Below are 24,887 nucleotides of genomic sequence, written 5' to 3'. Positions count from 1 at the left end.
ACCCGCTGTGTGATTAACGACGACCTTCAGCAATCGCGGTAACGGCTTGTAATTCAGCGGCTTCCTGCTCTTGCTGTTCCTGGCGCTCACGTACGTCGAGGATCTGGTTGTTGATCAGACCTTCTTCGATTTCGCGCAGTGCGATTACGGTGGTTTTATCGTTTTCTTCCGGTACCAGCGGATCCTTTCCGCCTACCTGCATCTGACGAGCGCGACGCGCGGCGACCAGTACCAGGTCAAAACGGTTACCAATTTTCTCTACAGCGTCCTGAACAGTTACGCGTGCCATACTTAAAATGCTCCACAGGTGAAGAAATGACTGGGCATGATACTGAATGTGGGTTCAGTCTGCCAATAGTTTGGTGATTAAAGCGCCATGTCGCTGCTTTTGGCGGCTCATGCGCAGACGTTCAGCGCGGATGATATTTTTCAGGTCGCTCAGGGCGGTGTCAAAATCATCGTTCACAATCAGGTAATCATATTCGGCGTAATGGCTCATTTCCGCAACGGCCTGGGCCATTCGCTTCGCGATCACCTCTTCGCTGTCCTGGCCGCGGCCGCGCAGGCGACGGTCCAGTTCATCTTTTGACGGCGGCAGAATAAAAATGCTGCGTGCGCCAGGCATGCTTTTACGGATCTGCTGCGCGCCCTGCCAGTCGATATCGAGGAAGACATCAACGCCGGTCGCCAGCACCTGCTCGATCGCTTTACGCGACGTGCCGTAATAGTTGCCAAAGACCTCTGCATGTTCCAGAAACGCGTTTTCGCCAATCATCGAGCGGAATTCGTCGTGATTCACGAAGAAATAATGTTCGCCGTGCACTTCACCCGGACGCGGCGCCCGCGTGGTATGGGAAACCGATACCTGGGTGTCATACAACGGTTGGGTTTTTAATAAAGCCTGAATCAGGCTGGATTTACCCGCGCCGCTAGGGGCGGAAACAATATAAAGCGTGCCTTGAGCCATGAGTGTCTTTTGTATGTGGTTATCGAAAGAGGTCCTACATACGAGCCTATTATACACGTCGCCGCGGCGTGACGCAGTCCTTGTCACACTTTTTGCCGCTGTTTCTTTCATTTTGCCTGCCGTTTTCCTGAATTCGCCAGCCGTTGCTGCAACGAGGTGTAAATCCTGGAAGGCGCTTCGCAGGGTGAAAAAGCGCCCGTCGCGGTTTCCGGCATTCTGCCGCAGACTCTCCGCCAGGTGATGAAGGAGGGGACAGCAATGCGTAAAGGAGGAGGGTGGCTGGCGATAGGGATGTTCTCCGCCAGCGCGCTGGCGACGTGTCCGGACTGGCCGCCGGCCAAAGGCAGACAGGAGATCGCACGTCTACATCAGCAGATTGACGCCTGGAACGAGGCTTACTGGCGACAGGGCGCCAGCGAGGTGAGCGATGACATTTACGACCAGCTCACCCTGCGCCTGGCGCAGTGGCGGCAATGCTTTCCGGGCGCGACGCCGAAGGATGACGATCTGCCTCCGCCGACCGGCGATACGCGTCATCCGGTCGCCCATACTGGCGTGCGCAAGCTGGCGGATGGGGCCAGTGTGGCCCGCTGGATGAAAAGTAAAGCCGACCTGTGGGTACAGCCTAAAGTGGACGGCGTGGCGGTCACCCTGGTCTATCGCCAGGGGCATCTGGTTCAGGCTATTAGCCGCGGGGATGGCCTGCGCGGTGAGTTGTGGACCGCCCGAGCGCGGCAGATCCCGGCGCTGGCGAAGCTGACGACCGGCGAACTGGCCAACAGCGTGCTGCAGGGGGAGCTATTTCTGCGTCGGGAGGGGCATATTCAGCAGCAGGCTGGCGGAATGAACGCGCGGGCGAAAGTCGCCGGGTTGATGATGCGGGCTGACGCGGCGGCGGCGCCGCTCAGCCAGCTGGACGTTTTTATCTGGGCCTGGCCAGACGGTCCCTCGGATATGCGCCGTCGACAGCAGCTGCTGGCGCAGGCGGGGTTCGGCTACAGCGGACAATACACCCATTCGGTAACGCGCGTTGAGCAGGTGGCGGAGTGGCGCCAGCGCTGGTATCGCTCGCCGCTCCCCTTCGTCAGCGATGGCGTGATTGTGCGTGAAGGACGCGAACCGTCGGGGCGCGTCTGGTCACCGGGAAGGGGCGAGTGGCTGGCAGCCTGGAAATATCCTCCGGCATCACGGGTGATGGAGGTACGGGCGATCCATTTCAGTACTGGCCGCAGCGGCAGACTCAACGTAGTGGCTGAGCTTGAGCCCCAGCGGCTGGATGACAAACGCGTGCAGCGGGTTAACGTTGGCTCTGTGAGCCGCTGGCAGGCGCTGGATATCGGGGTTGGCGATCAGCTGCAGATCAGTCTGGCAGGCCAGGGTATTCCAAGGATCGACGCTGTTGTCTGGCGGACGGTCGAGCGCCATAAACCGACGCCGCCGGCGGCGAAATTCAATGCGCTAACCTGCTATTTCGCCACCCCCGAGTGCAGCGAACAGTTTCTTTCCCGGCTGGTCTGGTTGTCATCAAAGTCGGCGCTGGATATCGATGGCGTAGGGGAAAGCGTATGGCGCGTTATTCAGCAGCAGCACTCGATGGAGCATCTTTTTTCCTGGCTGGCGCTCACGCCGGAGCAGCTGCAGGCGATGCCGGGGATCTCGGCTGCCCGCGGGCAGCACCTCTGGCATCAGTTTGATCTTATTCGTAAACGGCCTTTTATACGCTGGGTGCTGGCGATGGGGATCCCGGTGCCCCAGGGGGCGCTGGCGCAGCCTGGCAGTGAAAACTGGCGCCTCCTCACGGCAAAGAGTGAAGCGCAATGGCGCACGCTGCCGGGCGTGGGGGCGATCAGAGCCCGACAGTTAGTGGCTTTCCTGCATGACCCTGACGTGGCGGCGCTGGCGCAATGGCTTAGCAGGCAGCGCATCCCCGGGTTTTGAGGCGGTTAGTGGGCGTCGTGGGTGTAGTGGAAGACCGGTAGCCCGAGCTTCCAGCGCAGCGCCAGCATGCGGGCGGTAAAGCCGAACAGCAGCGTGGCCAGGACCACCACATCGTGGCTGCTGACGTAGTGTTGCAGCGCTATATAGAGTACCGCTGCGGCAAACGAGATCCCGGCATACAGCTCTTTCTGGAAGACCAGCGGAATGCGCTTGCAGAACATATCGCGCAGTACGCCGCCGAAAACGCCGGTGATGACCGCAGCAATAGAGGCGATAACCGGGCCTTCGCCCATATCCAGGGCGATCTGCGCGCCGATGATGGAAAACACGATCAGCCCCAGCGCATCCAGCACCAGGAAAAGCCGGCGAAGGTGCGGCATTACCGGGGCGGCAATTGTGGTAAGGACGGCGGCGACGGCGACAATGATGACGTATTCCGGATGCTTCACCCAGCCGAGAGGATAGTGTCCCAGCAGGATATCGCGAACAGAACCCCCGCCCAGCGCGGTCGCGGTGGCGATAATAATGACGCCAAACGTGTCCATCCGCCGACGACCGGCAGCCAGCGCTCCGGTCATGGCTTCCGCGGTGATACCGATTAAATACAGAACATGAAGCAGCATAGATCCCCCCAGACAGTGGCCGGCAGGTTAACGATTTGTGCGCAGGATCACGATTGATATTTTCTAAAGTGAAGTCGTTAGGCTAGGAAAAAGTAATGACAACATGGCTTAAATTGGCTTTATTTGGTGGTTAAGTATTATTTTTTGAATTTTTACAGATTAGAAAAAGTAATGTCTTATTCCCGATCGGTTATCTATATTGAAAACGCTATGAATACCTAATGTTTAAGTCCCGACCTTTATCCTTTTATTTTCTTTCTCGAGGAGATGAGAAAATGCGTGTCGCCGCCGGGAACAAACATTATCTGACTCGCCTGATGGCCGTGGCATTAACCGGGATTCTGGCCGGTCTCTCCGGTATGGCGCTGGCGCTGATTTTACATGCCATTCAGCACCTGGCTTTTGGCTACAGTCCAGCGCATATCGTCGGTTCGGTATCATTTTTACAGGGCGTCACGGCGTCGCCCTGGCCACGTCGCATCGCGGCAATCGTGGCCGGCGGCATCGTCGCCGGATTTGGCTGGTGGCTGCTTGGTCGCTATGGGCAGAAGCGGGTTTCCATTGCCGCGGCGGTGGCTAACCCTTCCGTCCCCATGCCCGCAGGCACCACGACGATCCACGCTCTGCTGCAGATCGTCACCGTCGCGCTGGGGTCCCCGCTTGGCCGCGAAGTGGCTCCTCGGGAAATGGGCGCGCTGGGAGCGGGGATGGTGGCGCGTAAGCTGCGCCTGCTGGAGGATGAAACCCGTACGCTGATTGCCTGTGGGGCGGGCGCGGGCCTGGCGGCGGTGTATAACGTCCCGCTGGCAGGGGCGTTGTTCACCCTCGAGGTCATGCTGCTGTCGTTTAGCTGGGAAAAAACGCTGGCGGCGATAATGACCTCGGCGATTGCCGCCTGGACGGCCACCCTCGGGTTAGGGGATGAATCGCAATACCATTTTGTTTCCAGCGCGCTTCCGCACACCTTTCTCTGGTGGGCGATTCTGGCGGGCCCGATTCTTGGCGCCGGCGCCTGGCTCTTTCGCAAAGCGACCAGCGCAGCGCGTTCACGCGTGCGAAGTAACTGGCAGATGCCGGTGTTCTGTCTGCTGGCGTTTTCGCTTCTTGCCGTCCTTAGCCTCTGGTTCCCTGCGCTACCGGGCAATGGCAAGGGGCCGATGCAGTTGGCGCTCAGCGACGGGCTGCCTCACTCCATGGTCGCGATCCTGTTAGGGCTGAAGCTGGTGGTGATCCTGGCGGTGTTGCGCGGCGGCGCGGAAGGCGGGTTGTTAACCCCGGGGCTGGCGGTGGGCTGGCCAGCCTGCTGCTCTGCGCGCTCTGGCAATCAGGGTTCCCTGGCGGAGATGAAAGCAGTTTCGCCCTGGTGGGGGCAGCCGCTTTTCTCGCCGCCTCCATGCAGATGCCGCTGACGGCGGTGGTGCTGGTGATGGAGTTCACCCACATGGATCACAGCTATCTGGCCCCGACGCTGCTGTGCGCGGCAGGGGCGTTTTTGACCTGCCGGGTACTGGATAAAAAATAGTGCTTTTGAAATGAATGAAAAAAGGCCGGTAAACCGGCCTTCAGAAAGGTATCTGAGATTACTCGATATTCTGGATCTGCTCGCGCATTTGCTCGATCAGCACTTTCAGCTCAATCGCAGAGTTGGTGACCTCGGCATTGATCGATTTTGACGCCAGGGTGTTCGACTCACGGTTGAACTCCTGCATCATAAAGTCGAGACGGCGACCCACAGCCTCTTTCTTTTTCAGAATGTTGTAGGTCTCTTTTACGTGGGCTTCGAGGCGGTCCAGCTCTTCGGCAACGTCGATACGCTGCGCCATCAGCACCAGCTCTTGCTCGAGACGGTTATTCTCCAGCTGCACTTCCGCATCTTCCAGCTTGGCGACCAGACGCTCGCGCTGCCACTGGAGAATTTCCGGCATATGGGCGCGAACTTTCGCCACTTCGCCGCTCACGCCTTCAAGACGCTGCTCGATAAGCGCTTTCAGCGCCTGGCCTTCCGTTTCGCGAGCGACGATGAAGTCATCCAGCGCGCCGTCAAGGGCTGCCAGAATGTCGGCGGCGATGGCGTCAAGATCCTGTTCTTTGGCGGCCATCACGCCCGGCCAGCGCAGGATATCAACCGGATTGATTTCCCCTTCATCGCTCTGCATTTTTACCCAGTTGGCGGCGTTAACCAGCTGTTTAGCCAGCTTTTCGTTGAGAATCAGTTCGCCCTGAGCGCTGGGGTCTTGTTCAAAACGCAGGGTGCATTCGACTTTACCGCGAGTCAGGCGGGCGCGAATGCGCTCGCGTACCACGGGCTCCAGGCTACGGAACTGCTCCGGCAGGCGGAAGTACGTTTCCAGATAGCGCTGGTTTACCGAGCGCAGCTCCCATGCGGCGCTACCCCAGTCACCCTTGATTTCACGGCGGGCATAGGCGGTCATACTGCGGATCATAGACGTTCCTGTTTTCGTAATAATGAATGCAAGGATTATAGCTATGCCGGCGGTGACTTAACAGGAATAGTGATGAAATACTTCAATACTGATTTTTTAAGGGACATAGCTTCGCTGTATTTAATGCGATTACTTTGCTTAATGAAATGTATCCTTTTATAGCGGATAGGAAATAAGCTTTGATTCTTTCGCGGCTTAAGCATCATTATGCTGTTAATTTTTATCAAATGAATTCTGTCTATTCGCAGTAAAGCTATCTCTCCCTGCTTTCAGGCAGAATAAAAAAGAGTGAAAAACCGTAGGCCTATTTTTATTATTGAATGTGAGTATGATTATCCACATTTTTTTGTATCGTCTTAAAGCTATATCGTGGTATTTTTTACAAAGTATAACCGCCAAAAATGTTATGGGGTATTACCTTTAACTATTATATATGCTTTTTCTGAATTCAATATGACAAAAGTATTAATATCTCTGTTGGGTGCATTCTCTTCATGAATATAATCACTTTAATTATATTTATTTGTTTTGTAATGGCAATGATTTAACTTTATGCAGTATTGTCCGGCTGCAAGATCGCGAGTATAGTCATTTTAGATGAGTTCTATAAAAAGGATTTTAATATGGACACTATCTTTGATAAAGTCATTAGAGAATTTTTCCCAAATACAAATATACCCTTTTGGAAAAAATGGCTTTTCAGGTCCGCTTTCGGCAATAAGAAATTTACTCGTATAATATATAACGATCGGTTAGTTAATCAAAGTGGAGTCGAATGGGTTAATTCGGTCGTCGATCTCCTTGAATTGCAATGTGCAACCGAACAACATCAATTTAATAACATACCCGAAAATGGGGCAGCGGTTGTTATTTCAAATCATCCAACTGTCATCGATGGTCTTGCTTTAATACATACGGTCTCCCGGGTGAGGAAAGATATAAAAATAATTGCCAACCACATTTTGCCAATTATATTTCCACAGGTGGCAGAACTGACCATTGGTATTGAAAATATGGCCGGTAAGATGAGCCATAAAAAATTTAGAGAGATGAACAATCATCTGCGAGAGGGAGGCGTATTAATTATATGTCCAGCGGGTAAACTGGCTAACTGGTCTCTTTCAGGTTTACAGGAGCATAAGTGGAACCCCGGTTTTTTACAGCTGGCGATGAGAAATAATGCGGCGCTGGTGCCTATTCATATTACGGGTAAAAACAGTAACGTTTATTATCTTACTGCAACGATCTGGCGGCAACTGTCAAATATAATGGTTATTCGTGAAGCTCTCCGCCATCGTGGAAAGACCATGGGAATCAATATCGGACAGCAAATAACCTTATCTTCATTGCAAAAATACAATGAAGATCTTTCTGCAGCAGCTAATGTATGTTTGATGCACCTCCAGAGCATAGGGAAGAATGGAGCAGCTCTTGTCGATACGATTTCGCCACAAGGACTAAAAGAAGATAGAGAGGATTTAATAAGTGCGATAGATGAGTGCGAAATATTAAGACAGTTTGATGATGGAAGAAAATTATTGATTTATCGCTGTAATACTGGCCGTTTCTCACCAATTATTGATGAGTTAGGACGCTTACGCGAACGCTGTTATCGCGATATTGGTTCAGGGTCCGGTAAAGATAGAGATAATGATATTTTTGATGAAAGTTATTATCACATTATATTGTGGGATCCTGCTGAAACAGAAATTCTGGGGGCGTACCGTCTCGTTCCTGTTGGCGAGCAACTCGCCCGCCATGGAATAGCTGGCCTCTATAGTAATAGCTTATTTAAATATCATGATAGCGCCTATTTGTGCTTAGAGCAGTGTGTAGAAATAGGTCGTGGCTTTATCCAGAAACCTTATCAAAAAGGTAATGTTCTTGATTATTTATGGCAAGGTATATTCGATTTTATAAAAAGATACCCCAACTATAAATATTTATTAGGTGTGTTGACTATCCCAGGATCTTTTCCTGAAGAGGTACAGAAACTGATTGTGAGTTTTTATAATATGTACTTTCCCACCACGACTGATTTTTGTACACCAATAGCCCTGTTCACGGTAGAAACTACACAAAGCGATAGTCCTTTTAGCGGAAACGATTTTAGCGAAGACTGGAGTATGTTAAATCATCTTCTGAGAGAAAAAGGTTATAAGCTGCCCTGGCCTTTTAAACAGACTGCTAAATGGTTCTCACCAGGTGGATCGTCGATTATTTCATTTACTAAAGATGAGGCTTTTAACTCGATAGCTGGGTTAAATCTGAGCGCTATTGATAAATTGAATGAAGTATACGTTAAACATTATTTAAAAGACTGAGTTGACGATGACTAACGGGTACTGGAGTAATAATGCTTTAATCCAGCCGTCAGTAATAAGGGAAATGATATGCGTATGGATACGTTTTAATGCAAAAGTCAGTAACTAAATGCTTTGTCATGATTTCGATGCTAGTACTCTCGGGATGTGATAACAAACCGGATAACATGCTATCCGGTTATTCACATGGTGAATTTGTATACCTTTCTTATTCTGGTAATGAAAAAATAGAACGAATCTTCATTAATAAGGGCGATAATGTCATTCCAGGACAGGAGTTAGTGAAGATTGACTCCTTCGATGCACAAAATATTTTCCTGCGTGCTGAAGAAAAACTTTCAGCTGAGAGCGCAGTGTTACGAAATCTGAAATCGGGAGAGCGGCCAGAAGAGCTGGATATTATACGGTCACAGCTAAAAAAAGCCCAATCGGCAGAATCACAGGTAAAGCGGCAGCTTGGGCGATATCGTCATCTTTATGCCAACCATGCCATATCGCGGGCGGAATGGGAGGATATCAGGGATGAGTTAACGCAAAAAGGCGCACAGGTTGAAGAGTTAATTAATCAACTCAAGGCACGGCAACTACCGGCCCGTCAGGATGAGATTAGCCAACAGCTCTCGATGGTGGCCGCGGCAAAACTCGAACGTGATAAAGCGCTTCGGGATGTTCAGCAAACGACGATTGTATCTCCAATAAATGCCAAAGTTTTTGATATTATATATCGTGTTGGGGAGCGTCCTTCAGCTGGCAGACCAATAATCAGTCTGTTACCACCTGAGAATATAAAAGTACGTTTGTTTATACCCGAGGCGATGCTCGGTAAATTTAATATCGGGACGAAGGTAAGACTTTTATGCGACGGTTGTGCCGAACCTATTCCTGGCGTTATTAATTATATCAGTCCTGAAGCAGAGTTTACGCCCCCGGTTATTTACAGTACGAAACGCCGTGAAAAACTTATTTTTATGGCCGAGGCGATCCCTATCCTGGAGCAGGCTGAACGGATGAAAATCGGCCAGCCGTTTGATGTGGAGATTATTGGCAATGAATAATCTTTGTATTGATGTGAAAAATCTCAATAAACATTTTGGCGAACATCATGTCGTAAAGGATTTCTCATTACAGGTGGCAAAAGGCGAGATTTATGGTTTTCTTGGTCCGAACGGTAGCGGAAAAACGACATCGATACGGATGATGTGCGGTTTGATTACGCCCGATTCAGGTGAAGGTTTTTGTCTGGGTATGGACATCTTCACTCAGCGGGAAAAAATAAAACAAAAGATAGGCTACATGACTCAGTATTTCTCGATGTGGGGAAATTTAACTATTCGGGAAAACTTATTTTTTATTGCACGATTATATGGCCTCGACCAGCGTAAGGCCCGGGTTGAGGATGCGCTTACAGAATTAGGTCTTACTTCCCGACAGCACCAGCTGGCTAAGGAACTTTCTGGCGGCTGGAAGCAAAGAATGGCCCTCGCCGCCTGCATGTTGCATGAACCTGTTTTGCTGTTTCTGGATGAACCGACCGCTGGCGTGGATCCAAAAGCGCGACGGGAGTTCTGGCAAATGCTGCATCAGCTCTCTGACAAAGGGATCTCAATGCTGGTGAGTACGCATTATATGGACGAGGCTGAGCGCTGCCATAAAGTTGCTTACCTCTCTTATGGCCGGCTACTGGCGAATGGCACTATTGCATCGATTATCGCTTCGCAGAATCTTATTACCGTGAGAACCAGCGGCGCTGGGCTGACGGTGCTTGAAAGGCAGCTCCAGCGCTTGCCGGATATTGAACAAACGGTCATTTTTGGCAATCAGCTTTATGTTACTTCCAGAGATGAAGCGAAGTTAGCATCCGCGCTATTTGCTTTTAAACAACAGGGTTATGAGTTCTGCCAGGTCGATACCAATCTGGAAGACGCATTTACCTATCTGATGAAAAACAATTGTGAAAAAAATTAATTTAAACTTCTCTCTAACCCGCTGGTTCGGTGTGGTTATTAAGGAGATCCACGAATTACGTCGTGATAAAGTCAGTATCAGCATGGTACTCCTTACCCCTATTTTTCAGCTGATCATTCTTGGCTATGCGATAAATATGGACCCGCATCATCTTCCTACCGCATTACTGAATTACGATAGCGAACGCATGAGTCAGGTTTTTGTGACAGGAGCGCAAAATACCGGATATTTTTCGATGATACCTGTCGATTCTGAAGAGGCAGCTCAGAAAGCATTTGTTCGAGGTGATGTCACTTTTATCGTAACGATCCCCGAGGGGTTTACGCGCAAGATGCTGCGTGGAGAAAAACCTCAGCTGCTCATTCAGGGGGATGCTATCGATCCGATGACCACGGGAAATGCGTTAAGTGCTCTGGTGCAGGTTGCGAAATCGATGTTTCAGCAAGACTTGCCGGGTGAAATGCGTGTAGAGCAAAAAGAGGATGATTTTGAGCTTATTATCCATCGCATGTTTAACCCGGAGGGGATCACCCAGTTTAATACGATTCCCGGTATTATGGGGTCGATACTCAGTACAACCTTGATCCTGATGACCGCTCTGTCGATTACTCGTGAGAGAGAAAACGGTGCGTTAGAAAATTTACTGGTTTCTCCTTTGACCGGGCTTGAGGTCATTGTTGGTAAGATAACACCTTTTGTTATCATTGGCCTGTTTCAGGCGACGTTAATTCTGATTGCCGCCGTTCTGTTATTTGATATTCCTCTTCATGGCAGCGTTTTCCTGCTTTTTTTAGTGTTGTTGATTTATGTCTTCCTCTGCCTGTCAATCGGCATTGGTATTTCTGGCATAGCGCAAAACCAACTGCAGGCGCTGCAAATGTCGTCATTTTATTTTATCCCTTCCATTATGCTGTCTGGCTTTATCAGTCCTTTTATTAGTATGCCCGACTGGGCGAAAGCCATTGGCTCCTGTTTGCCGCTGACCTACTTCATCCGGTTGGTAAAGGGCATTATGCTGAAAGGGTATTCTGCGACGGCATTATTACCCGATCTGTTGCCGCTGATTGGCCTGGCGGTGATAGTGATCGGCGTAGGGTTGAATTCTTATCGGAAAACGCTGGACTGACATTATGTGCGCGCCCGGCAGGTGTTGGCATAGGCTTTTCGCCATGAAATTCGTATAATGCGGCCTTACATTCGTTTCAAGCCGGAGATTTCTATCATGCGTCCAGCAGGTCGTAGCGCCAACCAGGTGCGCCCCGTTACCCTGACCCGTAATTACACAAAACACGCTGAAGGCTCTGTGCTGGTTGAATTCGGTGATACCAAAGTGCTGTGCACCGCCTCCATTGACGAAGGCGTACCGCGTTTCCTGAAAGGACAGGGACAGGGGTGGATCACCGCTGAATATGGCATGCTGCCGCGTTCAACGCACACGCGTAACGCGCGTGAAGCGGCAAAAGGCAAACAGGGCGGCCGGACGATGGAAATTCAGCGCCTGATCGCCCGTGCGCTGCGCGCGGCGGTTGATCTGAAAGCGCTGGGCGAGTTTACCATCACCCTCGACTGCGATGTGCTGCAGGCCGACGGCGGCACCCGCACCGCGTCTATTACCGGTGCCTGCGTGGCGCTGGCCGACGCGCTGAATAAGCTGGTGGCGGCCGGCAAGCTGAAAACTAACCCGATGAAAGGGATGGTGGCGGCGGTCTCTGTTGGGATCGTTAATGGAGAAGCCATCTGCGATCTGGAGTACATCGAAGACTCTGCCGCGGAAACCGATATGAACGTGGTGATGACCGAAGATGGTCGCATCATCGAGGTGCAGGGTACGGCAGAAGGCGAGCCGTTCACCCATGAAGAGCTCCTCACTCTCCTGGCGTTAGCCCGAGGGGGGATCGAATCCATTATTACGACGCAGAAGGCGGCGTTAGCAGATTAGTTTTTAAGGCGACTGAGAAGTCGCCTTTTTTTTGACCGTAAAAAAGTAAGATGAGGAGCGAATCCATGAAGCCGTATCAGCGCCAGTTTATTGAGTTTGCGCTTAGCAAGCAGGTTCTTAAGTTTGGCGAGTTCACGCTGAAATCCGGGCGTAAGAGCCCCTATTTCTTTAACGCCGGCCTGTTTAACACCGGGCGCGATCTGGCTCTGCTGGGCCGTTTTTATGCCGAGGCGCTGGTGGATTCCGGGATTGAGTTCGACCTGCTGTTTGGCCCGGCCTACAAAGGGATCCCGATTGCCACCACCACCGCGGTGGCGTTAGCCGAACACCATGACCGCGACCTGCCTTACTGCTTTAACCGTAAAGAGGCGAAGACTCACGGCGAAGGCGGCAATCTGGTCGGTAGCCCACTGCAGGGCCGGGTCATGCTGGTGGATGATGTGATCACCGCCGGTACGGCGATTCGCGAATCCATGGAGATCATCCAGGCCAACGGCGCGCAGCTGGCGGGTGTGCTGATCTCCCTGGATCGTCAGGAGCGCGGCCGCGGAGATATCTCCGCCATTCAGGAAGTGGAGCGGGATTACGGCTGCCAGGTTATCTCGATCGTCACCCTGAAAGAGCTGATCGCTTACCTGGAAGAGAAACCGGAGATGGCGGAACACCTGGCGGCAGTTCGCGCTTATCGCGAAGCCTACGGCGTGTAACGAAAAAGCCCGGTAAGCAGAGCGCTACCGGGCAATGCAAAAAAACTACTGCAGCTGTGCGGCGACCAGCGGCCAGCGGGCGTCGAAATCATCCGTCGGACGGTATTTGAACTCGCTGCGCACAAAGCGCGACAGCATGCCCTCGCAGAAGGCCAGCAGCTGGCTGGCCAGCAGCGTTTCGTCGAGAGTATAGCCTTCGCCTTCGCGCATTTTTTTCTCGCGCATCACCTGACGCAGCTGCACTTCGATGCGTTCAAAAAGCTGGTTGATACGGCCCTGCAGCCGATCCTGTTCGAACATCAGCGCGTGTCCGGTGAGGATGCGCGTAAGCCCAGGATTACGCTCGCCAAACCCAAGAATCAACAGAACAATCAGGCGCAGGCGCGCTGATGTGTCCTTCTCATCTTTCAGAATCAAATTGATGCGCGTAATCAGACTGTCTTCAATGAACTCGATCAGGCTGTCAAACATGCGGGTTTTGCTGGGAAAATGGCGATACAGCGCGGCTTCAGAAACGCCGACGGAAGCCGCCAGTTTCGCGGTGGTAATACGTTGGCTACCATCGCTGGATTCCAGCATTAGCGCCAGAGATTGAAGTATTTCTTCGCGACGATTCCGTTTCGCAGTTTGCTTTTCTGCCATGTTTTAAAATACCCCTGAAAATAAGCACTTGTCAGGCAGACATCCACAATGCGACCGCAAACCAGAGTTTGCGGTGATGTTATTGCATTATGCGCGTTGGGATGCAGATTCCGTGTTGCTGGGCTTATTTACGCCCTGAGTGACCGAAGCCGCCTTCGCCGCGGTCGGTGGCATCGAAAGATTCCACCAGGTTAAATTCCGCCTGCACGACCGGCACAAAGACCATCTGCGCGATACGTTCGCCCGGCTCGATAATAAAGCTCTGCTGACCGCGGTTCCAGACGGACACCATCAGCTGCCCCTGGTAATCGGAGTCGATAAGGCCCACCAGGTTGCCCAGCACCACGCCGTGCTTATGACCCAGGCCCGAGCGCGGCAGGATCACCGCCGCCAGAGAGGGATCGGCGATATGAATCGCAAGGCCGGTCGGCAACAGCGTGGTTGCGCCCGGCGCCAGCTCTACGGCGTCGTCGAGACAGGCTCGCAGGTCAAGTCCGGCGGAGCCGGAGGTGGCATAGGTCGGCAGCGGAAATTGCTGGCCGACACGCGGGTCCAGAATCTTAACGTCGATTTTTTTCATCATAACGGGTCACGATCTCGTCGAGTAATAATTGGCCCAGGAGTTCCTTGCGCTCAAGTGGTAAGCGCTTTTCCCCATCCTGCCAGAAAAGGTGTAATGCGTTGCTATCGCTGTTAAATCCCTGATTAGGCTGGGAAACATCGTTGGCGCAAATCAGGTCGAGGTTTTTGCGGGCACGTTTTTGCCGCGCATATTCTTCCACATTATTCGTTTCGGCGGCAAACCCAACGACGTAGGGGCGATGCGATTTTAGCGCTGCAACCCCGGCGACGATATCCGGGTTTTTAACCATTTTTATTGTTAATTCATCACCTTGTTTTTTTATTTTATCTTCGGCGATGGCGGCGGCGCGGTAATCCGCCACCGCGGCGCAGCCAATAAAAATGTGCTGCTGCTGAGCGCTGGCCTGGACGGCCGCTTCCATTTCCAGCGCGGTAGTGACATCAATGCGCTGCACAAAGGGCGGTGTCGGTAGCGATACCGGTCCGCTGACCAGGGTCACGTTCGCGCCGCGCTGTGCGGCGGCGGCGGCAATCGCGAAGCCCATCTTACCGGAGCTGTGGTTTGAGATGTAACGCACCGGATCCAACGGCTCACGGGTCGGGCCCGCGGTAATCATGAGGTTGAGATGTTGCAAATCTTTGACAGGGGAGGCGAAATGCTGTGCAACCATCTCCACGATGGTTAACGGATCGAGCATTCGCCCCGGGCCGACGTCGCCGCAGGCCTGGCTACCGCTGTCCGGTCCCCACAGCAGCAGGCCGCGGGATGCGAGCGTCTGCAGATTATGCTGGGTGGCCTGCGCGCGATACATCTGCTGGTTCATGGCGGGCAAGACGGCAACCGGGGAAGGGGTGGCGAGACAGATCGTCGACACCAAATCATTGGCCATGCCTGCCGCCACGCGGGCGATCAAATCGGCGGTCGCCGGGGCGAGGATCACCAGGTCGGCCCATTTTCCGAGCTCAATATGGCCCATGGCCGCTTCCGCCGCCGGATCGAGCAGGCTGTCGGAAACCGGATAGCCGGATACCGCCTGCAGGCTGAGTGGGGTGATGAACGCTTTTGCCGCCTCCGTCATTGCGACACGCACTTCCGCGCCGCGTTCACGTAGTCGCCGTACCAGTTCCGGGGTTTTATACGCCGCGATACCGCCGCTGACGCCCAGGACGATTTTTTTACCCGCCAGAGTCATCATGATGTATTCCTGTTGCCGTAGACCAGAATCCGCGCATCTTATCACAATCCTGCCGCCGTCGTGCCTCTGACGGGCATTCACTTTGCGAGCGGCTACGCAGGGTGAAAAGCGGCGGGTCGGCAGCGTCGTCAGGTTGTGCCAGGATAGGCTGATTCACGCAGGAGGGCGCATGGACGGAACGGAAAATCTGATGCCACGGGAGAAGATGCTGCAATTCGGCATCGAGGCGCTGACGGACGTTGAGCTACTGGCGCTGTTTCTGCGCATTGGCACACGCCGTCAGGATGTGCTGAGCTACGCCCAGGCGTTATTGCAGCGTTTTGGTTCGCTCTACGCTCTGCTTTCCGCTGATAAAGCGCAACTGGTTGCCGTTGACGGGCTGGGGCTGGCGAAATATGCGCAACTGAAGGGGATTGCCGAGCTGGCGCGGCGCTATTTTAGCTCGCAGCTGGTTGAGGAGGCCGCGCTGGTCACCCCCTCGATGACGCGGGAATTTTTGCAAAGCCAGCTAACGGAAGAGGAGCGCGAGATCTTTATGGTGATCTTTTTAGATAATCAGAACCGCGTGTTGAAACATAGCCGCCTTTTTTCTGGTACTCTTAGCCACGTTGAGGTGCATCCGCGAGAAATTGTACGCGAAGCCATCAAAGTGAACGCTGCCGCCGTGATCCTTGCGCATAATCATCCCTCCGGTAGTCCGGAGCCGAGTCAGGCTGACAGGCTGATTACCGAAAGGGTGGTAAAGTGTTGTCGATTCATGGAGATACGCGTGCTTGACCATCTGGTTATCGGCCGCGGTGCGTATGTATCTTTTGCCGAACGTGGCTGGATTTAGCCCCGAACTGGCGATCCTTCGGGATCTTTGTCTGTTCGGGACTTGAGCACATCGCCGAGTCAGCGTATACTACGCCACCTTTGAGAATCTCGGGTTTGGCATTTGGGCCTGGCAGTCGAGAGTTCACATTGAACTGCGATGACCAGGCTGTAAAGCCTGACGAGGCGCCAATACCCCATACGAAGCTCGAGCTAATTTGATTTTTGGAGAATAGACATGTCCCGAGTCTGCCAAGTTACTGGCAAGCGTCCGGTGACCGGTAACAACCGTTCCCACGCACTGAACGCGACTAAACGCCGTTTCCTGCCGAACCTGCACTCTCACCGTTTCTGGGTTGAGAGCGAGAAGCGTTTTGTCACCCTGCGCGTATCTGCTAAAGGTATGCGTGTAATCGATAAGAAAGGCATCGATACAGTTCTGGCTGAACTGCGTGCCCGTGGCGAAAAGTACTAAGTACTTAGAGGAAATAAATCATGGCTAAAGGTATTCGTGAGAAAATCAAGCTGGTTTCTTCCGCTGGTACTGGTCACTTCTACACCACCACGAAGAACAAACGTACCAAACCGGAAAAAATGGAACTGAAAAAGTACGATCCGGTTGTACGTCAGCACGTTATCTACAAAGAAGCTAAAATCAAATAATTTTAGCCTCCTTGTATAAAAACCCCGCTCCGGCGGGGTTTTTTGTTTTTAAAACTCCCCCATATAGCTTTCACACACTCCCTTTTCAGCCACCTGTCCGTGAAGCACAATACGCCGGGTTAATGGAGGAAAATCATGCCTGAATTACCAGAGGTTGAAACCAGCCGCCGCGGCATTGAGCCGCACCTGGTTGGCGCAACCATTCTGCACGCCGTCGTGCGCAACGGACGGCTGCGCTGGCCGGTTTCTGAAGAGATTTATCGCCTGAGCGACGTTCCGGTGCTCAGCGTGCATCGTCGCGCCAAATACCTGCTTCTGGAACTCCCGAACGGCTGGATCATCGTCCATCTAGGGATGTCGGGAAGCCTACGCATCCTGAGCGAAGAGCTGCCTGCGGAAAAACACGATCACGTTGATCTGGTTATGAGTAACGGTAAAGTCCTGCGCTATACCGATCCGCGCCGCTTTGGCGCCTGGCTGTGGACCAAAGAGCTGGAAGGCCACCCGGTGCTGGCGCATCTGGGGCCGGAGCCGCTGAGCGACGCCTTCAACGCCGATTATCTCCAGCAGAAATGCGCGAAGAAGAAAACCGCGATCAAACCCTGGCTGATGGATAACAAGCTGGTGGTGGGCGTCGGCAATATCTACGCCAGTGAATCGCTGTTCTCCGCCGGGATCCACCCTGACAGGCTGGCGTCCTCACTGTCGCGGGACGAGTGCGAGCAGCTGGTGAAGGTGATTAAGCTGGTCCTGCTGCGTTCGATAGAGCAGGGCGGCACCACGCTGAAGGACTTCCTGCAAAGCGATGGCAAGCCCGGCTATTTTGCCCAGGAGCTACAGGTCTATGGCCGCAAGGGCGAACCCTGCCGGATCTGCGGCACGCCGGTTGTCGGGACCAAGCATGCCCAGCGGGCGACCTTTTATTGCCGCCAGTGTCAGAAATAGTCACCGGAACAGGAATGATTGTCGGCCAGGTCAGCGGACCTGCGGGGGCGCATCTGGTGGGCCGGGGACGTTTGTAGGCCAGGTGAGCGCAGCGCCAGCCTGGCTCATGCCCCAGCAGATGCGTTACTTCAGCTTATTCAACAGCGCCTGGTGGACGTTGGCTGGCAGGAAGTGAGAGACATCGCCCTGGTGGCGCGCGACTTCTTTGACCAGCGAAGAGGAGATAAACGACCACTCTTTGCACGGCATCAGGAACACGCTCTCAAGGGTGGGCATCAAATGGCGGTTCATATGGGCCAGCTGCATCTCATATTCGAAATCCGCCACCGCCCGCAGGCCGCGGATCAGGATATTGGCCTGCTGCGCGCGCGCGAAGCTGGCCATCAGGTCGCTGAAGCCGACCACCTGAACATTCACCAGGTGGGCCGTCGCCTGCTCCGCCAGCGCAATACGTTCATCAAGGCTGAACATCGGCTTTTTACTCGGGCTGGCGGCGATAGCCAGCACCACTTTATCGAACATACTCGCCGCGCGGGTGACGATATCGATATGGCCATTGGTGATGGGATCGAAGGTACCCGGATAGATCGCTTTTGTGCTCATGATGACTCTTTCTCCGAGTAGCCGTGGCTCAGCGCCCACAGCTCGGTATATTTCGTAAACGTATACTGCGCGTTGACCATCGCCAGTAACCAGCCCTGCTTACCGTCCAGCACCCCACCGCGCAGCAGCAGCGTTTTCAGGAACGCGCCCAGCGTGTGGCTGAATATCCCCGCCATCGAGGTCTTCTTGCCCTTCCGGTGGCGTTCTAGCGCCCATGCGGCGGCGTAAGCCAGCTGTTTTTGCTGAAAGCCAGCGAAGTCGCGGCACGTCAGATGCAGGAGATCGCCGGTCAACGGAATGACCTCGGCGCCCAGGCTATCCAGCGATTCATGGACCAGATTATCGTTATAGCGGTAACGGGCGCGTTCGTACAGGCGCAGGACGCGATCGGGGTACCAACCGCTGTGGCGCATAAAGCGTCCGAGAAAATAGTTACGGCGGGCGATGCTGTAGATGGCGCCGCGCTGCGGGGCTGCCAGTACCGTAAGAATAGCCTGCCTGAGTTCCGGCGTGACGCGCTCATCGGTATCGATCATCAACACCCAGTCGCCGGTGGCGTAGTCCTGCGCGCGCTGGCGCTGAATGCCATAGCCTCGCCAGTCGGTATGGGTATAGACCTGCGCCCCGAGGCGGCGAGCCAGCTCGACGGTGCCGTCGGTACTGCCGGAGTCGAGGACGATAATTTCATCCGCCCAGCTAACGGAGTCCAGACAATCCGGCAGCAGGTCCGCTGCGTTTTTGGCGATCATCACCACGGAAAGCCGGTTCGACATTAATGACTCCGCTGCGGCAGGTAAGGTTGCAGTAACTGTAGCAGACGCGACAGCGCGCCCTGGTTCTGGTGCAGCACTTCCACCGCGTGACGGCCATACCACAGGCGGTAGTCTTCATCGGTCAGCAGCGTGGAAACCTCTTTGACCAGCGAGTTAGCGTCGGTGACGGTGATCAGGCCATCGTCCTGCTGCAGCTTGGCGCAGATATCTTTGAAATTGAAGGTATGCGGCCCCATCAGCACCGGAATGGCGTGTGCCGCCGGCTCGAGCGGGTTATGGCCGCCGCGCTCCACCAGGCTGCCGCCGACGAAAGCGAGGTCGGCAATGCCGTAGAGCAGCATCAGTTCGCCCATGGTATCGCCAATGACCACCTGGGTACTGGAGGAGGGGATCTCGCCGGTGCTGCGCAGAGTGAAGCTCATTCCGGCTTTTTGCACCATGTCGCGGGCGTCAGGGAAGCGCTCCGGATGGCGAGGAACAAGGATCAGCAGCAGGTTCGGAAAGGTCTCCAGCAGCTTTTTATGCGCCTGGAGGATAATTTGCTCTTCGCCATCGTGGGTGCTGGTGGCAATCCAGACTTTGCGGTGCGGCGCCCATTGCCGGCGCAGCGTCACCGCGCGGGCCGCCAGCTCTGGCGTGACGGAGATATCGAATTTCAGGCTGCCGGTGACCGCCAGCTGGTTGCGCTTCAGTCCCAGCGCGAGGAAGCGGTTGCCATCTTCTTCATTCTGCGCGGCGATAAGCGTAATACGGCTCAACAGGCGGCGCATAAAGCCGCCCAGCTTGGCATAGCCTTTGGCGGAACGTTCGGACAGGCGGGCGTTGGCAATCACCAGCGGGATCTTACGCTTATGCAGCGCGGCTACCATATTCGGCCACAGTTCGGTCTCCATGACGATCACCAGCTTCGGCTGAACGGTGTCCAGGAAGCGGTTCATGGCGCCGGGCAGATCGTAGGGCAGATAGACGTGATGGACATCTTTGCCGAAGGCCGACATGGCGCGCTCGGAGCCGGTCGGCGTCATGGTGGTGACGGTGATCGGCAGAGAAGGGTAGCGGTGGCGCAGGGCGCGAACCAGCGGGATGGCGGCTAAGGTCTCGCCGACGGAAACGGAGTGCAGCAGAATGCCATCCGGCTCTACCTTGTTCTGACAGAAGCCATAGCGTTCCGCCCAGCGTTTACGGTAGGCAGGAGCCTTACGACTGCGCAGCAGCAGCCGCAGCCACACCAGCGGCTGAATAAGGTAAAGTAGGGTGGTATAAAGCAATTCCAAACTATTTATCCGTTCTCTGTTTTGGCGGGCAAATTCTAAGCATTTAGCCCGCGTAAAGCTATCTCTTTGGCGGAAACAGCGGGTTTTTGGTCTATCCCGCGTGGCGATAACGCTTAATACGCAGATAACGGCGTCCCAGGCGCCAGCGTAAACGGAAAGTACAGGCGTTTTTCCAGATTAACCGCCAGATACCGCGGTCGAAGAATTCTTTAATGATAACATGCTTTTTCGACTCATCTTTCATACTGTCGAAGGTGTGGATGATCCCCAGGCCTTCTTTGGCGATCTGCCAGCGACAGGCGGCGATATGGCGCACTTTGTCCGGGTAACGCTGGTTGATCGCCTCCAGCATCTCCAGAATTTTCATGTAATGGCGCGCCGAACGCATCAGCGTGTCGTCGTTGTCCGGCTTATGCGACACCGACTCAGAGTGGATGTAGTAATCATAGAATTGCTGACTGGTGTACTGCACGCGCTCCGCGGCCAGCAGCGCCTCTGTGGTCCACGGGATATCCTGATGGCGCAGGCCGGGTTCGAAATGGAAGTGATGCTGGCGGATAAAATCGTGGCGATAGATATTGAGCCAGGTGACGTGCAGAAATTTCCGCGAGTCCAGGGCCTGCTTGAGCCAGACATGGCCCGGCAGCACACCGGTCGAGGGCAAGCGATCCAGCGGAAAGATCGGGTGGCTCTCGCGGCGCTTTTCGTACACGTAGGTGCCGTTGCAGGTGGCGACATCGAGATGTGCTTTCTCCGCCATCTCCAGCAGCGTGCGATACATGCCCGGATAGAGTTTATCGTCGATGTCCGGAAACGCGAGATACTTGCCGCTGGCAACCGCCAGGCCGGTATTGCGCGCGACCGAGACGCCCTGGTTTTCCTGCTCCAGCACCTGGACGTTCTGCAGCCGATCCCGCCATTCGGCGATCACCGCCAGGCTGTTGTCCGTCGACCCATCGTTCACCAGGATCAGTTCATAGCTGTCCAGCTGCTGCTGTTCAATGCACTCAAAGAATTGCGCAAGAAATTTCTCACCGTTGTAGACGGCAGCCACGATGCTCAGTAAAGGCGTTTGACTCATAAATCTTCGATCCTGGTTAACTAACGGCGTCAGATGCGCTGCAGCTGACGGTACTGCTGACAAATGGACACGACGCTGAATTTTTCCAGCGCGGCATCGTCGATGGCCGGCGGGTTATGGTAAATGCTTTGCATCGTCTGAGCCAGCGCCGGACTGGTGAGATCCGCCAGACCGCGGGCAAGTTCGCCGGTGAGGATCTCGGTGACGCCGCCGGGGCAGCGGGTGCTGGCGACCGGGGTATGCAACAGCAGCGCCTCCACCACCACATTGCCGAATCCTTCGCTATCCGAGCTCAAAACCAGCATCCGCGCGCCTTTGATCCACGGTAAGGGGTTTTCCTGAAAACCTTTGAACCACACCCGGTCGTCAATCTGCAGCGTTTTGGCCAGCTGGCGCAGGCGCTGCTCTTGCTCCGGTTTCCCCTGGCCTAACAGCACCAGCGGCGCGTCGATGCCGCTTTGCGCGTAGGCTTCGAGCAGGCGGTCGTGGCGTTTGCCGGGATGGAAGCGGCCGACGTGAATCAGGTAGTCGCCGTCCGGGCGCTCGCTGTCGGCTTCCGCCCCGGCGCGCAGGGCGGCGATATCGAAGGGGTTATAGATGGTTTTCAGCTGCGCCGGGCGCAGGGCGAAGGCTTCCACCAGATCGCGCCCCACGGCGTCGGAAACCGCCACCACGTTGCGCCCCTGGTAAATCCGCTTAATTTTCTGCTGCTTCATCCAGCGGTCAAAGCCGGTACGGTGACCAAGATAAGAGGCCGAGAAGACGCCGTGCAGGCAGAACCAGACGTTGCGCTCGCGCAGCGCCCGGCTGCGGGCGACGATGCGGTCGGTTTTGTGCAGGTTGGAGAGCACAAGGTCAAATTGTCCCTGCTGCTCGGCCCGGATGACCGCGGCGTCCAGCTGGCGGGCGCGGCGGGACAGCTCGGTCAGCTTGCGCCACGGTTTGCGGCAGCGATCGGCCACCACCTGGTAGTCGAGCCCCTCGGGCAATGGGTACTCGCAGACGTCGCGTAGCGAAATGAGCGAGACCCGATCGCCGTCGCGCAGGAACTGCGCCGCCAGGGTGAGAACCACTTTCTCCGCGCCGCCGCCGGGCAATCCGTCAATCACAAATAAGATGCGCATCGTTATTTCACCAGATCCTGATAAAGGGAAAGCAGCTGGGTTGAGAGGCGCTCGCTGGTGCAGGCCATGATGCGCTCGCGGGCGCGGTCGCCTTCCGCGGAGCCCAGCGCGCGGGCAGGCAGGGCCATCACCGCCTGCTGCAGCGCCGGGATATCCAGGGCGTCGCAGACGTAACCGTTGTGGCCGTTGACGATAAACTCCGCCCCGCCGCAGCCGGTGGTGGTGATCACCGGCAGACCGCAGGCCATTGCCTCAAGGATGACGTTGGGGAACGGATCGTAGAGGGTCGGCAGCAGCAGGCCATCAGCCATCTGATAGAACGGCAGCGTCTCCGACTGCATGCCGAAGAAGCGCACCCGCGCTTCGCAGCCGAGACTCTTCGCCAGCGCCTGATAGCGCGGCTGATCTTTATCTTTGCCAACCACCAGCAGATAGCGATCGGTCGGGGCGATGGCGCGGATCGCCGCCGCCAGCCCTTTACGCTCAAAGCCGGAGCCGACGTAAATCAGGCAGGTCGCCTGCAGCGGCAACTGCCATTTGGCGCGTAAGGCGGCAAAGGTTTCTTCGCCCGGCGGCAGGAAACGCTGGTTATCAATGGCGTTATAGATAACGTGGATCTTGTCCGCCGGCAGGCCAAAGTCTTCGATGATCTCGCGTTTGATCATCTCGGCGTTGCAGATCACCCCGCGCAGATGCGGGTCTTCGTACATCGCCCGTTCCGCTTGCATCACATAACGGTGGTAGCGGTCGGCGAACAGCAGGCGGCTTTTCCAGGCCGGTAAAATGCGCGAGCGCTGTTGCAGCCAGCGGCGATGAACGCCGTCGCCGGCGCGGTAGAGATCGCAGCCGGGAATACGCTCATGGCTCTGCACCAGGTCGAAGGATTCGCGCTGCCAGAGCGCCCGCGCGGCGTTGGCAAACCCGCGCTCGCGGCTGATGCGCCCCCATTTGCGCGGATTACAGATATGGATCTGCCAGTCCGGTTTCACCGGCCCCTGCCATTCGCGGGTGATGACGTTCAGCTGCAGATGACTGCTGTCGAGGGCTTCCAGCGCGCGGGAGACAAAGCGTTCTGCGCCGCCGTCCGGGCGGTACTTCTGCCGCACCAGAGCCAGCCTGAATTTACTCATGCCAGTACCTTTTTCGCCGCCGCGATCACGGCGTCGGTAGGAATTAAATCGAGATAACGTTCGTCGGTGTTGGTGTTGATGGCGTCCGGGTCGGGCAGCGGACCGAAGTCACCTGCCCAGATCACCTCGCCTTTCGCCTGCCATGGACGCCAGAAGGTCAGCTTCGAGGGGCCGAACAGGGCGACCAGCGGGGTGCCGAGAGCCGCAGCCATATGCATTGGCACCGAGTCGACGCCGATAAACAGCCGGGCGTGATCGATCACCGCCGCCAGCTGGCGCAGCGTTAACTGGCCGGCTAAAGAGTGCAGCCGCGCCTGCGGGCAGCCGGCGATGATGGTCTCCACCATCTTCTTCTCTCTATCGTCGGGGCCGGAGGTGAGTACCACCGCGTACCCTTCGGCGGACAGCGCGTTGATCAGCGCGCTCATCCGATCTTCGCGCCAGCATTTAAAGAACCAACGCGACGTTGGCTGGATGACGATGTAGTTATCCCGGAAGTCCTCCGGCAGCAGGGCGCGGCTGGTGGCCCAGTCTGCTTCGCTGTAGCCCATCCGCGCCGGGGCGTCGTTCAACTGGATACCGAGCGGAGCGAGGATAGAGAGATTCTGCTGTACCGTATGCAGCTGATTATGCTGTTGGGTGGCGGCCAGCGCGGTGTGGCAATAGCGCCAGAACGGGTGGCGACGCTTCGGAAAATCAAAGCCGATCCGCGTCGCGGCGCCGGTCAGTTTGCTGATAATCGCGCTCGGCCACTGGTCGGCAAGGTTGAGCACCATATCGTATCGCTGCTGGCGCAGCGTCTGAATGAGCTGCCATTGCATCTTCAGCTGATGCTTTTTCCCCTGCTTTTTCCAGCGGCGGTCGAGACCATAAATTTGGTGGATATCGGGGTTGGCGGCGAGCATATCCCGGGTCTCTTCATACAGCAGGACATCCACGCTGGCGGCGGGATACTGCTGTTTCAGCGCGTGAATAAGCGGGGTGATCAGCAGCATGTCGCCATGATGGCGCAGCTTAATGACCAGGATCCGCGCCGGGTTCAAGGGGCTGCGGGAGAGGGTTTCAGGCGTCATACTCTGTTCTTCATCCAGGATAAGGGTTCCGATTCTAGGGGATCAGACAGATTGAGAGAAGCGTTGTATTGCTCTACCATG

25 protein-coding genes and 1 pseudogene are annotated in these 24,887 nt (G+C 55.1%); 12 read left to right on the top strand and 14 right to left on the bottom strand.

Annotated features, from left to right (window positions below; all coding sequences use genetic code 11):
- Positions 1 to 13: 13 nt before the first annotated feature.
- Positions 14 to 289, bottom strand: a complete 276-nt coding sequence (gene rpoZ / locus QLG03_RS08525; protein WP_000135058.1) for a DNA-directed RNA polymerase subunit omega — start codon at positions 287 to 289, stop codon at positions 14 to 16.
- A gap of 54 nt (positions 290 to 343) precedes the next feature.
- The gene (gmk, locus tag QLG03_RS08520; protein WP_002922664.1) at positions 344 to 967 is read right to left on the bottom strand and encodes a guanylate kinase; all 624 of its coding nucleotides are present in this window, start codon (positions 965 to 967) and stop codon (positions 344 to 346) included.
- A gap of 258 nt (positions 968 to 1,225) precedes the next feature.
- On the opposite strand from gmk, the gene ligB reads away from it, so the two are divergent.
- The gene (ligB, locus tag QLG03_RS08515) at positions 1,226 to 2,905 is read left to right on the top strand and encodes an NAD-dependent DNA ligase LigB (RefSeq protein ID WP_255989324.1); all 1,680 of its coding nucleotides are present in this window, start codon (positions 1,226 to 1,228) and stop codon (positions 2,903 to 2,905) included.
- A gap of 5 nt (positions 2,906 to 2,910) precedes the next feature.
- On the opposite strand, the gene QLG03_RS08510 is transcribed toward ligB, so the two are convergent.
- Positions 2,911 to 3,528: a trimeric intracellular cation channel family protein gene (locus tag QLG03_RS08510; RefSeq protein ID WP_002922654.1), complete on the bottom strand. Its 618-nt coding sequence runs from the start codon at positions 3,526 to 3,528 to the stop codon at positions 2,911 to 2,913.
- Positions 3,529 to 3,803: 275 nt separating this feature from the next.
- On the opposite strand from QLG03_RS08510, the pseudogene QLG03_RS08505 reads away from it, so the two are divergent.
- Positions 3,804 to 5,050 (top strand): annotated as a pseudogene (locus tag QLG03_RS08505) (chloride channel protein).
- Positions 5,051 to 5,108: 58 nt separating this feature from the next.
- Here QLG03_RS08505 and QLG03_RS08500 read toward each other — a convergent pair.
- On the bottom strand, positions 5,109 to 5,972 hold the full coding sequence (locus QLG03_RS08500) for a YicC/YloC family endoribonuclease (protein ID WP_002922636.1): 864 nt from the start codon (positions 5,970 to 5,972) through the stop codon (positions 5,109 to 5,111).
- A gap of 623 nt (positions 5,973 to 6,595) precedes the next feature.
- On the opposite strand from QLG03_RS08500, the gene QLG03_RS08495 reads away from it, so the two are divergent.
- The 6 genes from QLG03_RS08495 to pyrE all read left to right on the top strand — a co-directional run bounded on the left by QLG03_RS08495 (position 6,596) and on the right by pyrE (position 12,907).
- Positions 6,596 to 8,296: a lysophospholipid acyltransferase family protein gene (locus QLG03_RS08495; protein WP_110237994.1), complete on the top strand. Its 1,701-nt coding sequence runs from the start codon at positions 6,596 to 6,598 to the stop codon at positions 8,294 to 8,296.
- A gap of 89 nt (positions 8,297 to 8,385) precedes the next feature.
- Complete coding sequence (locus tag QLG03_RS08490; RefSeq protein WP_274578640.1) at positions 8,386 to 9,351, top strand: HlyD family efflux transporter periplasmic adaptor subunit; 966 nt, start codon at positions 8,386 to 8,388, stop codon at positions 9,349 to 9,351.
- Positions 9,344 to 10,261 (top strand): ABC transporter ATP-binding protein, encoded by a 918-nt coding sequence (locus QLG03_RS08485; RefSeq protein WP_255989323.1) that lies wholly within the window; start codon positions 9,344 to 9,346, stop codon positions 10,259 to 10,261. Before QLG03_RS08490 ends, QLG03_RS08485 begins: the two co-directional genes overlap by 8 nt.
- Complete coding sequence (locus QLG03_RS08480; RefSeq protein ID WP_338019596.1) at positions 10,248 to 11,387, top strand: ABC transporter permease; 1,140 nt, start codon at positions 10,248 to 10,250, stop codon at positions 11,385 to 11,387. Before QLG03_RS08485 ends, QLG03_RS08480 begins: the two co-directional genes overlap by 14 nt.
- 96 nt (positions 11,388 to 11,483) lie before the next feature.
- A complete protein-coding gene (gene rph, locus QLG03_RS08475) occupies positions 11,484 to 12,200 on the top strand; it encodes a ribonuclease PH (RefSeq protein ID WP_023319338.1) in 717 nt (238 codons plus the stop codon).
- 65 nt (positions 12,201 to 12,265) lie between these two features.
- Entirely contained in the window at positions 12,266 to 12,907 is a 642-nt protein-coding gene (gene pyrE / locus QLG03_RS08470; protein WP_060589880.1) for an orotate phosphoribosyltransferase, read from the top strand.
- 45 nt (positions 12,908 to 12,952) lie between these two features.
- Here the strand turns inward: pyrE and slmA are convergent, their stop codons facing one another.
- The 3 genes from slmA to coaBC all read right to left on the bottom strand — a co-directional run bounded on the left by slmA (position 12,953) and on the right by coaBC (position 15,324).
- Positions 12,953 to 13,549: a nucleoid occlusion factor SlmA gene (gene slmA / locus QLG03_RS08465; protein ID WP_004205072.1), complete on the bottom strand. Its 597-nt coding sequence runs from the start codon at positions 13,547 to 13,549 to the stop codon at positions 12,953 to 12,955.
- Between the two features lie 124 nt (positions 13,550 to 13,673).
- Positions 13,674 to 14,132 (bottom strand): dUTP diphosphatase, encoded by a 459-nt coding sequence (gene dut, locus QLG03_RS08460; protein WP_004145270.1) that lies wholly within the window; start codon positions 14,130 to 14,132, stop codon positions 13,674 to 13,676.
- The gene (coaBC, locus tag QLG03_RS08455) at positions 14,110 to 15,324 is read right to left on the bottom strand and encodes a bifunctional phosphopantothenoylcysteine decarboxylase/phosphopantothenate--cysteine ligase CoaBC (RefSeq protein ID WP_004205070.1); all 1,215 of its coding nucleotides are present in this window, start codon (positions 15,322 to 15,324) and stop codon (positions 14,110 to 14,112) included. The genes dut and coaBC overlap by 23 nt, the downstream gene beginning before the upstream one ends.
- 172 nt (positions 15,325 to 15,496) lie before the next feature.
- Here coaBC and radC point away from each other — a divergent pair, with 172 nt between their 5' ends.
- From radC to mutM, 4 genes are all read left to right on the top strand, one after another.
- Positions 15,497 to 16,162: a DNA repair protein RadC gene (gene radC, locus QLG03_RS08450; protein ID WP_017900054.1), complete on the top strand. Its 666-nt coding sequence runs from the start codon at positions 15,497 to 15,499 to the stop codon at positions 16,160 to 16,162.
- Positions 16,163 to 16,378: 216 nt separating this feature from the next.
- Complete coding sequence (rpmB, locus tag QLG03_RS08445; RefSeq protein ID WP_000091955.1) at positions 16,379 to 16,615, top strand: 50S ribosomal protein L28; 237 nt, start codon at positions 16,379 to 16,381, stop codon at positions 16,613 to 16,615.
- A gap of 20 nt (positions 16,616 to 16,635) precedes the next feature.
- On the top strand, positions 16,636 to 16,803 hold the full coding sequence (gene rpmG / locus QLG03_RS08440) for a 50S ribosomal protein L33 (RefSeq protein WP_002922510.1): 168 nt from the start codon (positions 16,636 to 16,638) through the stop codon (positions 16,801 to 16,803).
- Between the two features lie 135 nt (positions 16,804 to 16,938).
- The gene (gene mutM / locus QLG03_RS08435; RefSeq protein WP_023291367.1) at positions 16,939 to 17,748 is read left to right on the top strand and encodes a bifunctional DNA-formamidopyrimidine glycosylase/DNA-(apurinic or apyrimidinic site) lyase; all 810 of its coding nucleotides are present in this window, start codon (positions 16,939 to 16,941) and stop codon (positions 17,746 to 17,748) included.
- 123 nt (positions 17,749 to 17,871) lie between these two features.
- Here the strand turns inward: mutM and coaD are convergent, their stop codons facing one another.
- The 7 genes from coaD to rfaQ form a co-directional block, all read right to left on the bottom strand.
- Positions 17,872 to 18,351, bottom strand: a complete 480-nt coding sequence (coaD, locus tag QLG03_RS08430) for a pantetheine-phosphate adenylyltransferase (protein ID WP_004205067.1) — start codon at positions 18,349 to 18,351, stop codon at positions 17,872 to 17,874.
- Complete coding sequence (locus QLG03_RS08425) at positions 18,348 to 19,124, bottom strand: glycosyltransferase family 2 protein (protein ID WP_023291366.1); 777 nt, start codon at positions 19,122 to 19,124, stop codon at positions 18,348 to 18,350. The genes coaD and QLG03_RS08425 overlap by 4 nt, the downstream gene beginning before the upstream one ends.
- A complete protein-coding gene (gene waaA, locus QLG03_RS08420) occupies positions 19,124 to 20,398 on the bottom strand; it encodes a lipid IV(A) 3-deoxy-D-manno-octulosonic acid transferase (RefSeq protein WP_004205065.1) in 1,275 nt (424 codons plus the stop codon). Before waaA ends, QLG03_RS08425 begins: the two co-directional genes overlap by 1 nt.
- A 91-nt stretch (positions 20,399 to 20,489) precedes the next feature.
- Positions 20,490 to 21,479: a glycosyltransferase gene (locus QLG03_RS08415; RefSeq protein ID WP_023291365.1), complete on the bottom strand. Its 990-nt coding sequence runs from the start codon at positions 21,477 to 21,479 to the stop codon at positions 20,490 to 20,492.
- 29 nt (positions 21,480 to 21,508) lie between these two features.
- Positions 21,509 to 22,603, bottom strand: a complete 1,095-nt coding sequence (locus QLG03_RS08410) for a glycosyltransferase (protein ID WP_124073614.1) — start codon at positions 22,601 to 22,603, stop codon at positions 21,509 to 21,511.
- A gap of 2 nt (positions 22,604 to 22,605) precedes the next feature.
- The gene (locus QLG03_RS08405; RefSeq protein ID WP_101996000.1) at positions 22,606 to 23,733 is read right to left on the bottom strand and encodes a glycosyltransferase family 4 protein; all 1,128 of its coding nucleotides are present in this window, start codon (positions 23,731 to 23,733) and stop codon (positions 22,606 to 22,608) included.
- Positions 23,730 to 24,806, bottom strand: a complete 1,077-nt coding sequence (gene rfaQ / locus QLG03_RS08400; RefSeq protein WP_050533484.1) for a putative lipopolysaccharide heptosyltransferase III — start codon at positions 24,804 to 24,806, stop codon at positions 23,730 to 23,732. The genes QLG03_RS08405 and rfaQ overlap by 4 nt, the downstream gene beginning before the upstream one ends.
- Positions 24,807 to 24,887: the final 81 nt, after the last annotated feature.

Origin of the sequence: Klebsiella sp. V115_8 (assembly GCF_029967715.1) — a bacterium.
Classification (GTDB): Bacteria; Pseudomonadota; Gammaproteobacteria; order Enterobacterales; family Enterobacteriaceae; genus Klebsiella; species Klebsiella quasipneumoniae.
This window is presented reverse-complemented; position numbering and strand designations above follow the sequence as displayed.

What these genes read in the sequence shown, in the direction of transcription:
- QLG03_RS08500 (WP_002922636.1), bottom strand. Translation starts at nt 5,972, where the DNA reads ATGATCCGCAGTATGACCGCCTATGCCCGCCGTGAAATCAAGGGTGAC.
- QLG03_RS08485 (WP_255989323.1), top strand. Translation starts at nt 9,344, where the DNA reads ATGAATAATCTTTGTATTGATGTGAAAAATCTCAATAAACATTTTGGC.
- rpoZ (WP_000135058.1), bottom strand. Translation starts at nt 289, where the DNA reads ATGGCACGCGTAACTGTTCAGGACGCTGTAGAGAAAATTGGTAACCGT.
- QLG03_RS08510 (WP_002922654.1), bottom strand. Translation starts at nt 3,528, where the DNA reads ATGCTGCTTCATGTTCTGTATTTAATCGGTATCACCGCGGAAGCCATG.
- coaBC (WP_004205070.1), bottom strand. Translation starts at nt 15,324, where the DNA reads ATGACTCTGGCGGGTAAAAAAATCGTCCTGGGCGTCAGCGGCGGTATC.
- coaD (WP_004205067.1), bottom strand. Translation starts at nt 18,351, where the DNA reads ATGAGCACAAAAGCGATCTATCCGGGTACCTTCGATCCCATCACCAAT.
- QLG03_RS08415 (WP_023291365.1), bottom strand. Translation starts at nt 21,479, where the DNA reads ATGAGTCAAACGCCTTTACTGAGCATCGTGGCTGCCGTCTACAACGGT.
- QLG03_RS08495 (WP_110237994.1), top strand. Translation starts at nt 6,596, where the DNA reads ATGGACACTATCTTTGATAAAGTCATTAGAGAATTTTTCCCAAATACA.
- mutM (WP_023291367.1), top strand. Translation starts at nt 16,939, where the DNA reads ATGCCTGAATTACCAGAGGTTGAAACCAGCCGCCGCGGCATTGAGCCG.
- rpmB (WP_000091955.1), top strand. Translation starts at nt 16,379, where the DNA reads ATGTCCCGAGTCTGCCAAGTTACTGGCAAGCGTCCGGTGACCGGTAAC.
- gmk (WP_002922664.1), bottom strand. Translation starts at nt 967, where the DNA reads ATGGCTCAAGGCACGCTTTATATTGTTTCCGCCCCTAGCGGCGCGGGT.
- QLG03_RS08490 (WP_274578640.1), top strand. Translation starts at nt 8,386, where the DNA reads ATGCAAAAGTCAGTAACTAAATGCTTTGTCATGATTTCGATGCTAGTA.
- rpmG (WP_002922510.1), top strand. Translation starts at nt 16,636, where the DNA reads ATGGCTAAAGGTATTCGTGAGAAAATCAAGCTGGTTTCTTCCGCTGGT.
- QLG03_RS08405 (WP_101996000.1), bottom strand. Translation starts at nt 23,733, where the DNA reads ATGAGTAAATTCAGGCTGGCTCTGGTGCGGCAGAAGTACCGCCCGGAC.
- slmA (WP_004205072.1), bottom strand. Translation starts at nt 13,549, where the DNA reads ATGGCAGAAAAGCAAACTGCGAAACGGAATCGTCGCGAAGAAATACTT.
- dut (WP_004145270.1), bottom strand. Translation starts at nt 14,132, where the DNA reads ATGATGAAAAAAATCGACGTTAAGATTCTGGACCCGCGTGTCGGCCAG.
- radC (WP_017900054.1), top strand. Translation starts at nt 15,497, where the DNA reads ATGGACGGAACGGAAAATCTGATGCCACGGGAGAAGATGCTGCAATTC.
- rfaQ (WP_050533484.1), bottom strand. Translation starts at nt 24,806, where the DNA reads ATGACGCCTGAAACCCTCTCCCGCAGCCCCTTGAACCCGGCGCGGATC.
- pyrE (WP_060589880.1), top strand. Translation starts at nt 12,266, where the DNA reads ATGAAGCCGTATCAGCGCCAGTTTATTGAGTTTGCGCTTAGCAAGCAG.
- QLG03_RS08425 (WP_023291366.1), bottom strand. Translation starts at nt 19,124, where the DNA reads ATGTCGAACCGGCTTTCCGTGGTGATGATCGCCAAAAACGCAGCGGAC.
- rph (WP_023319338.1), top strand. Translation starts at nt 11,484, where the DNA reads ATGCGTCCAGCAGGTCGTAGCGCCAACCAGGTGCGCCCCGTTACCCTG.
- QLG03_RS08410 (WP_124073614.1), bottom strand. Translation starts at nt 22,603, where the DNA reads ATGCGCATCTTATTTGTGATTGACGGATTGCCCGGCGGCGGCGCGGAG.
- ligB (WP_255989324.1), top strand. Translation starts at nt 1,226, where the DNA reads ATGCGTAAAGGAGGAGGGTGGCTGGCGATAGGGATGTTCTCCGCCAGC.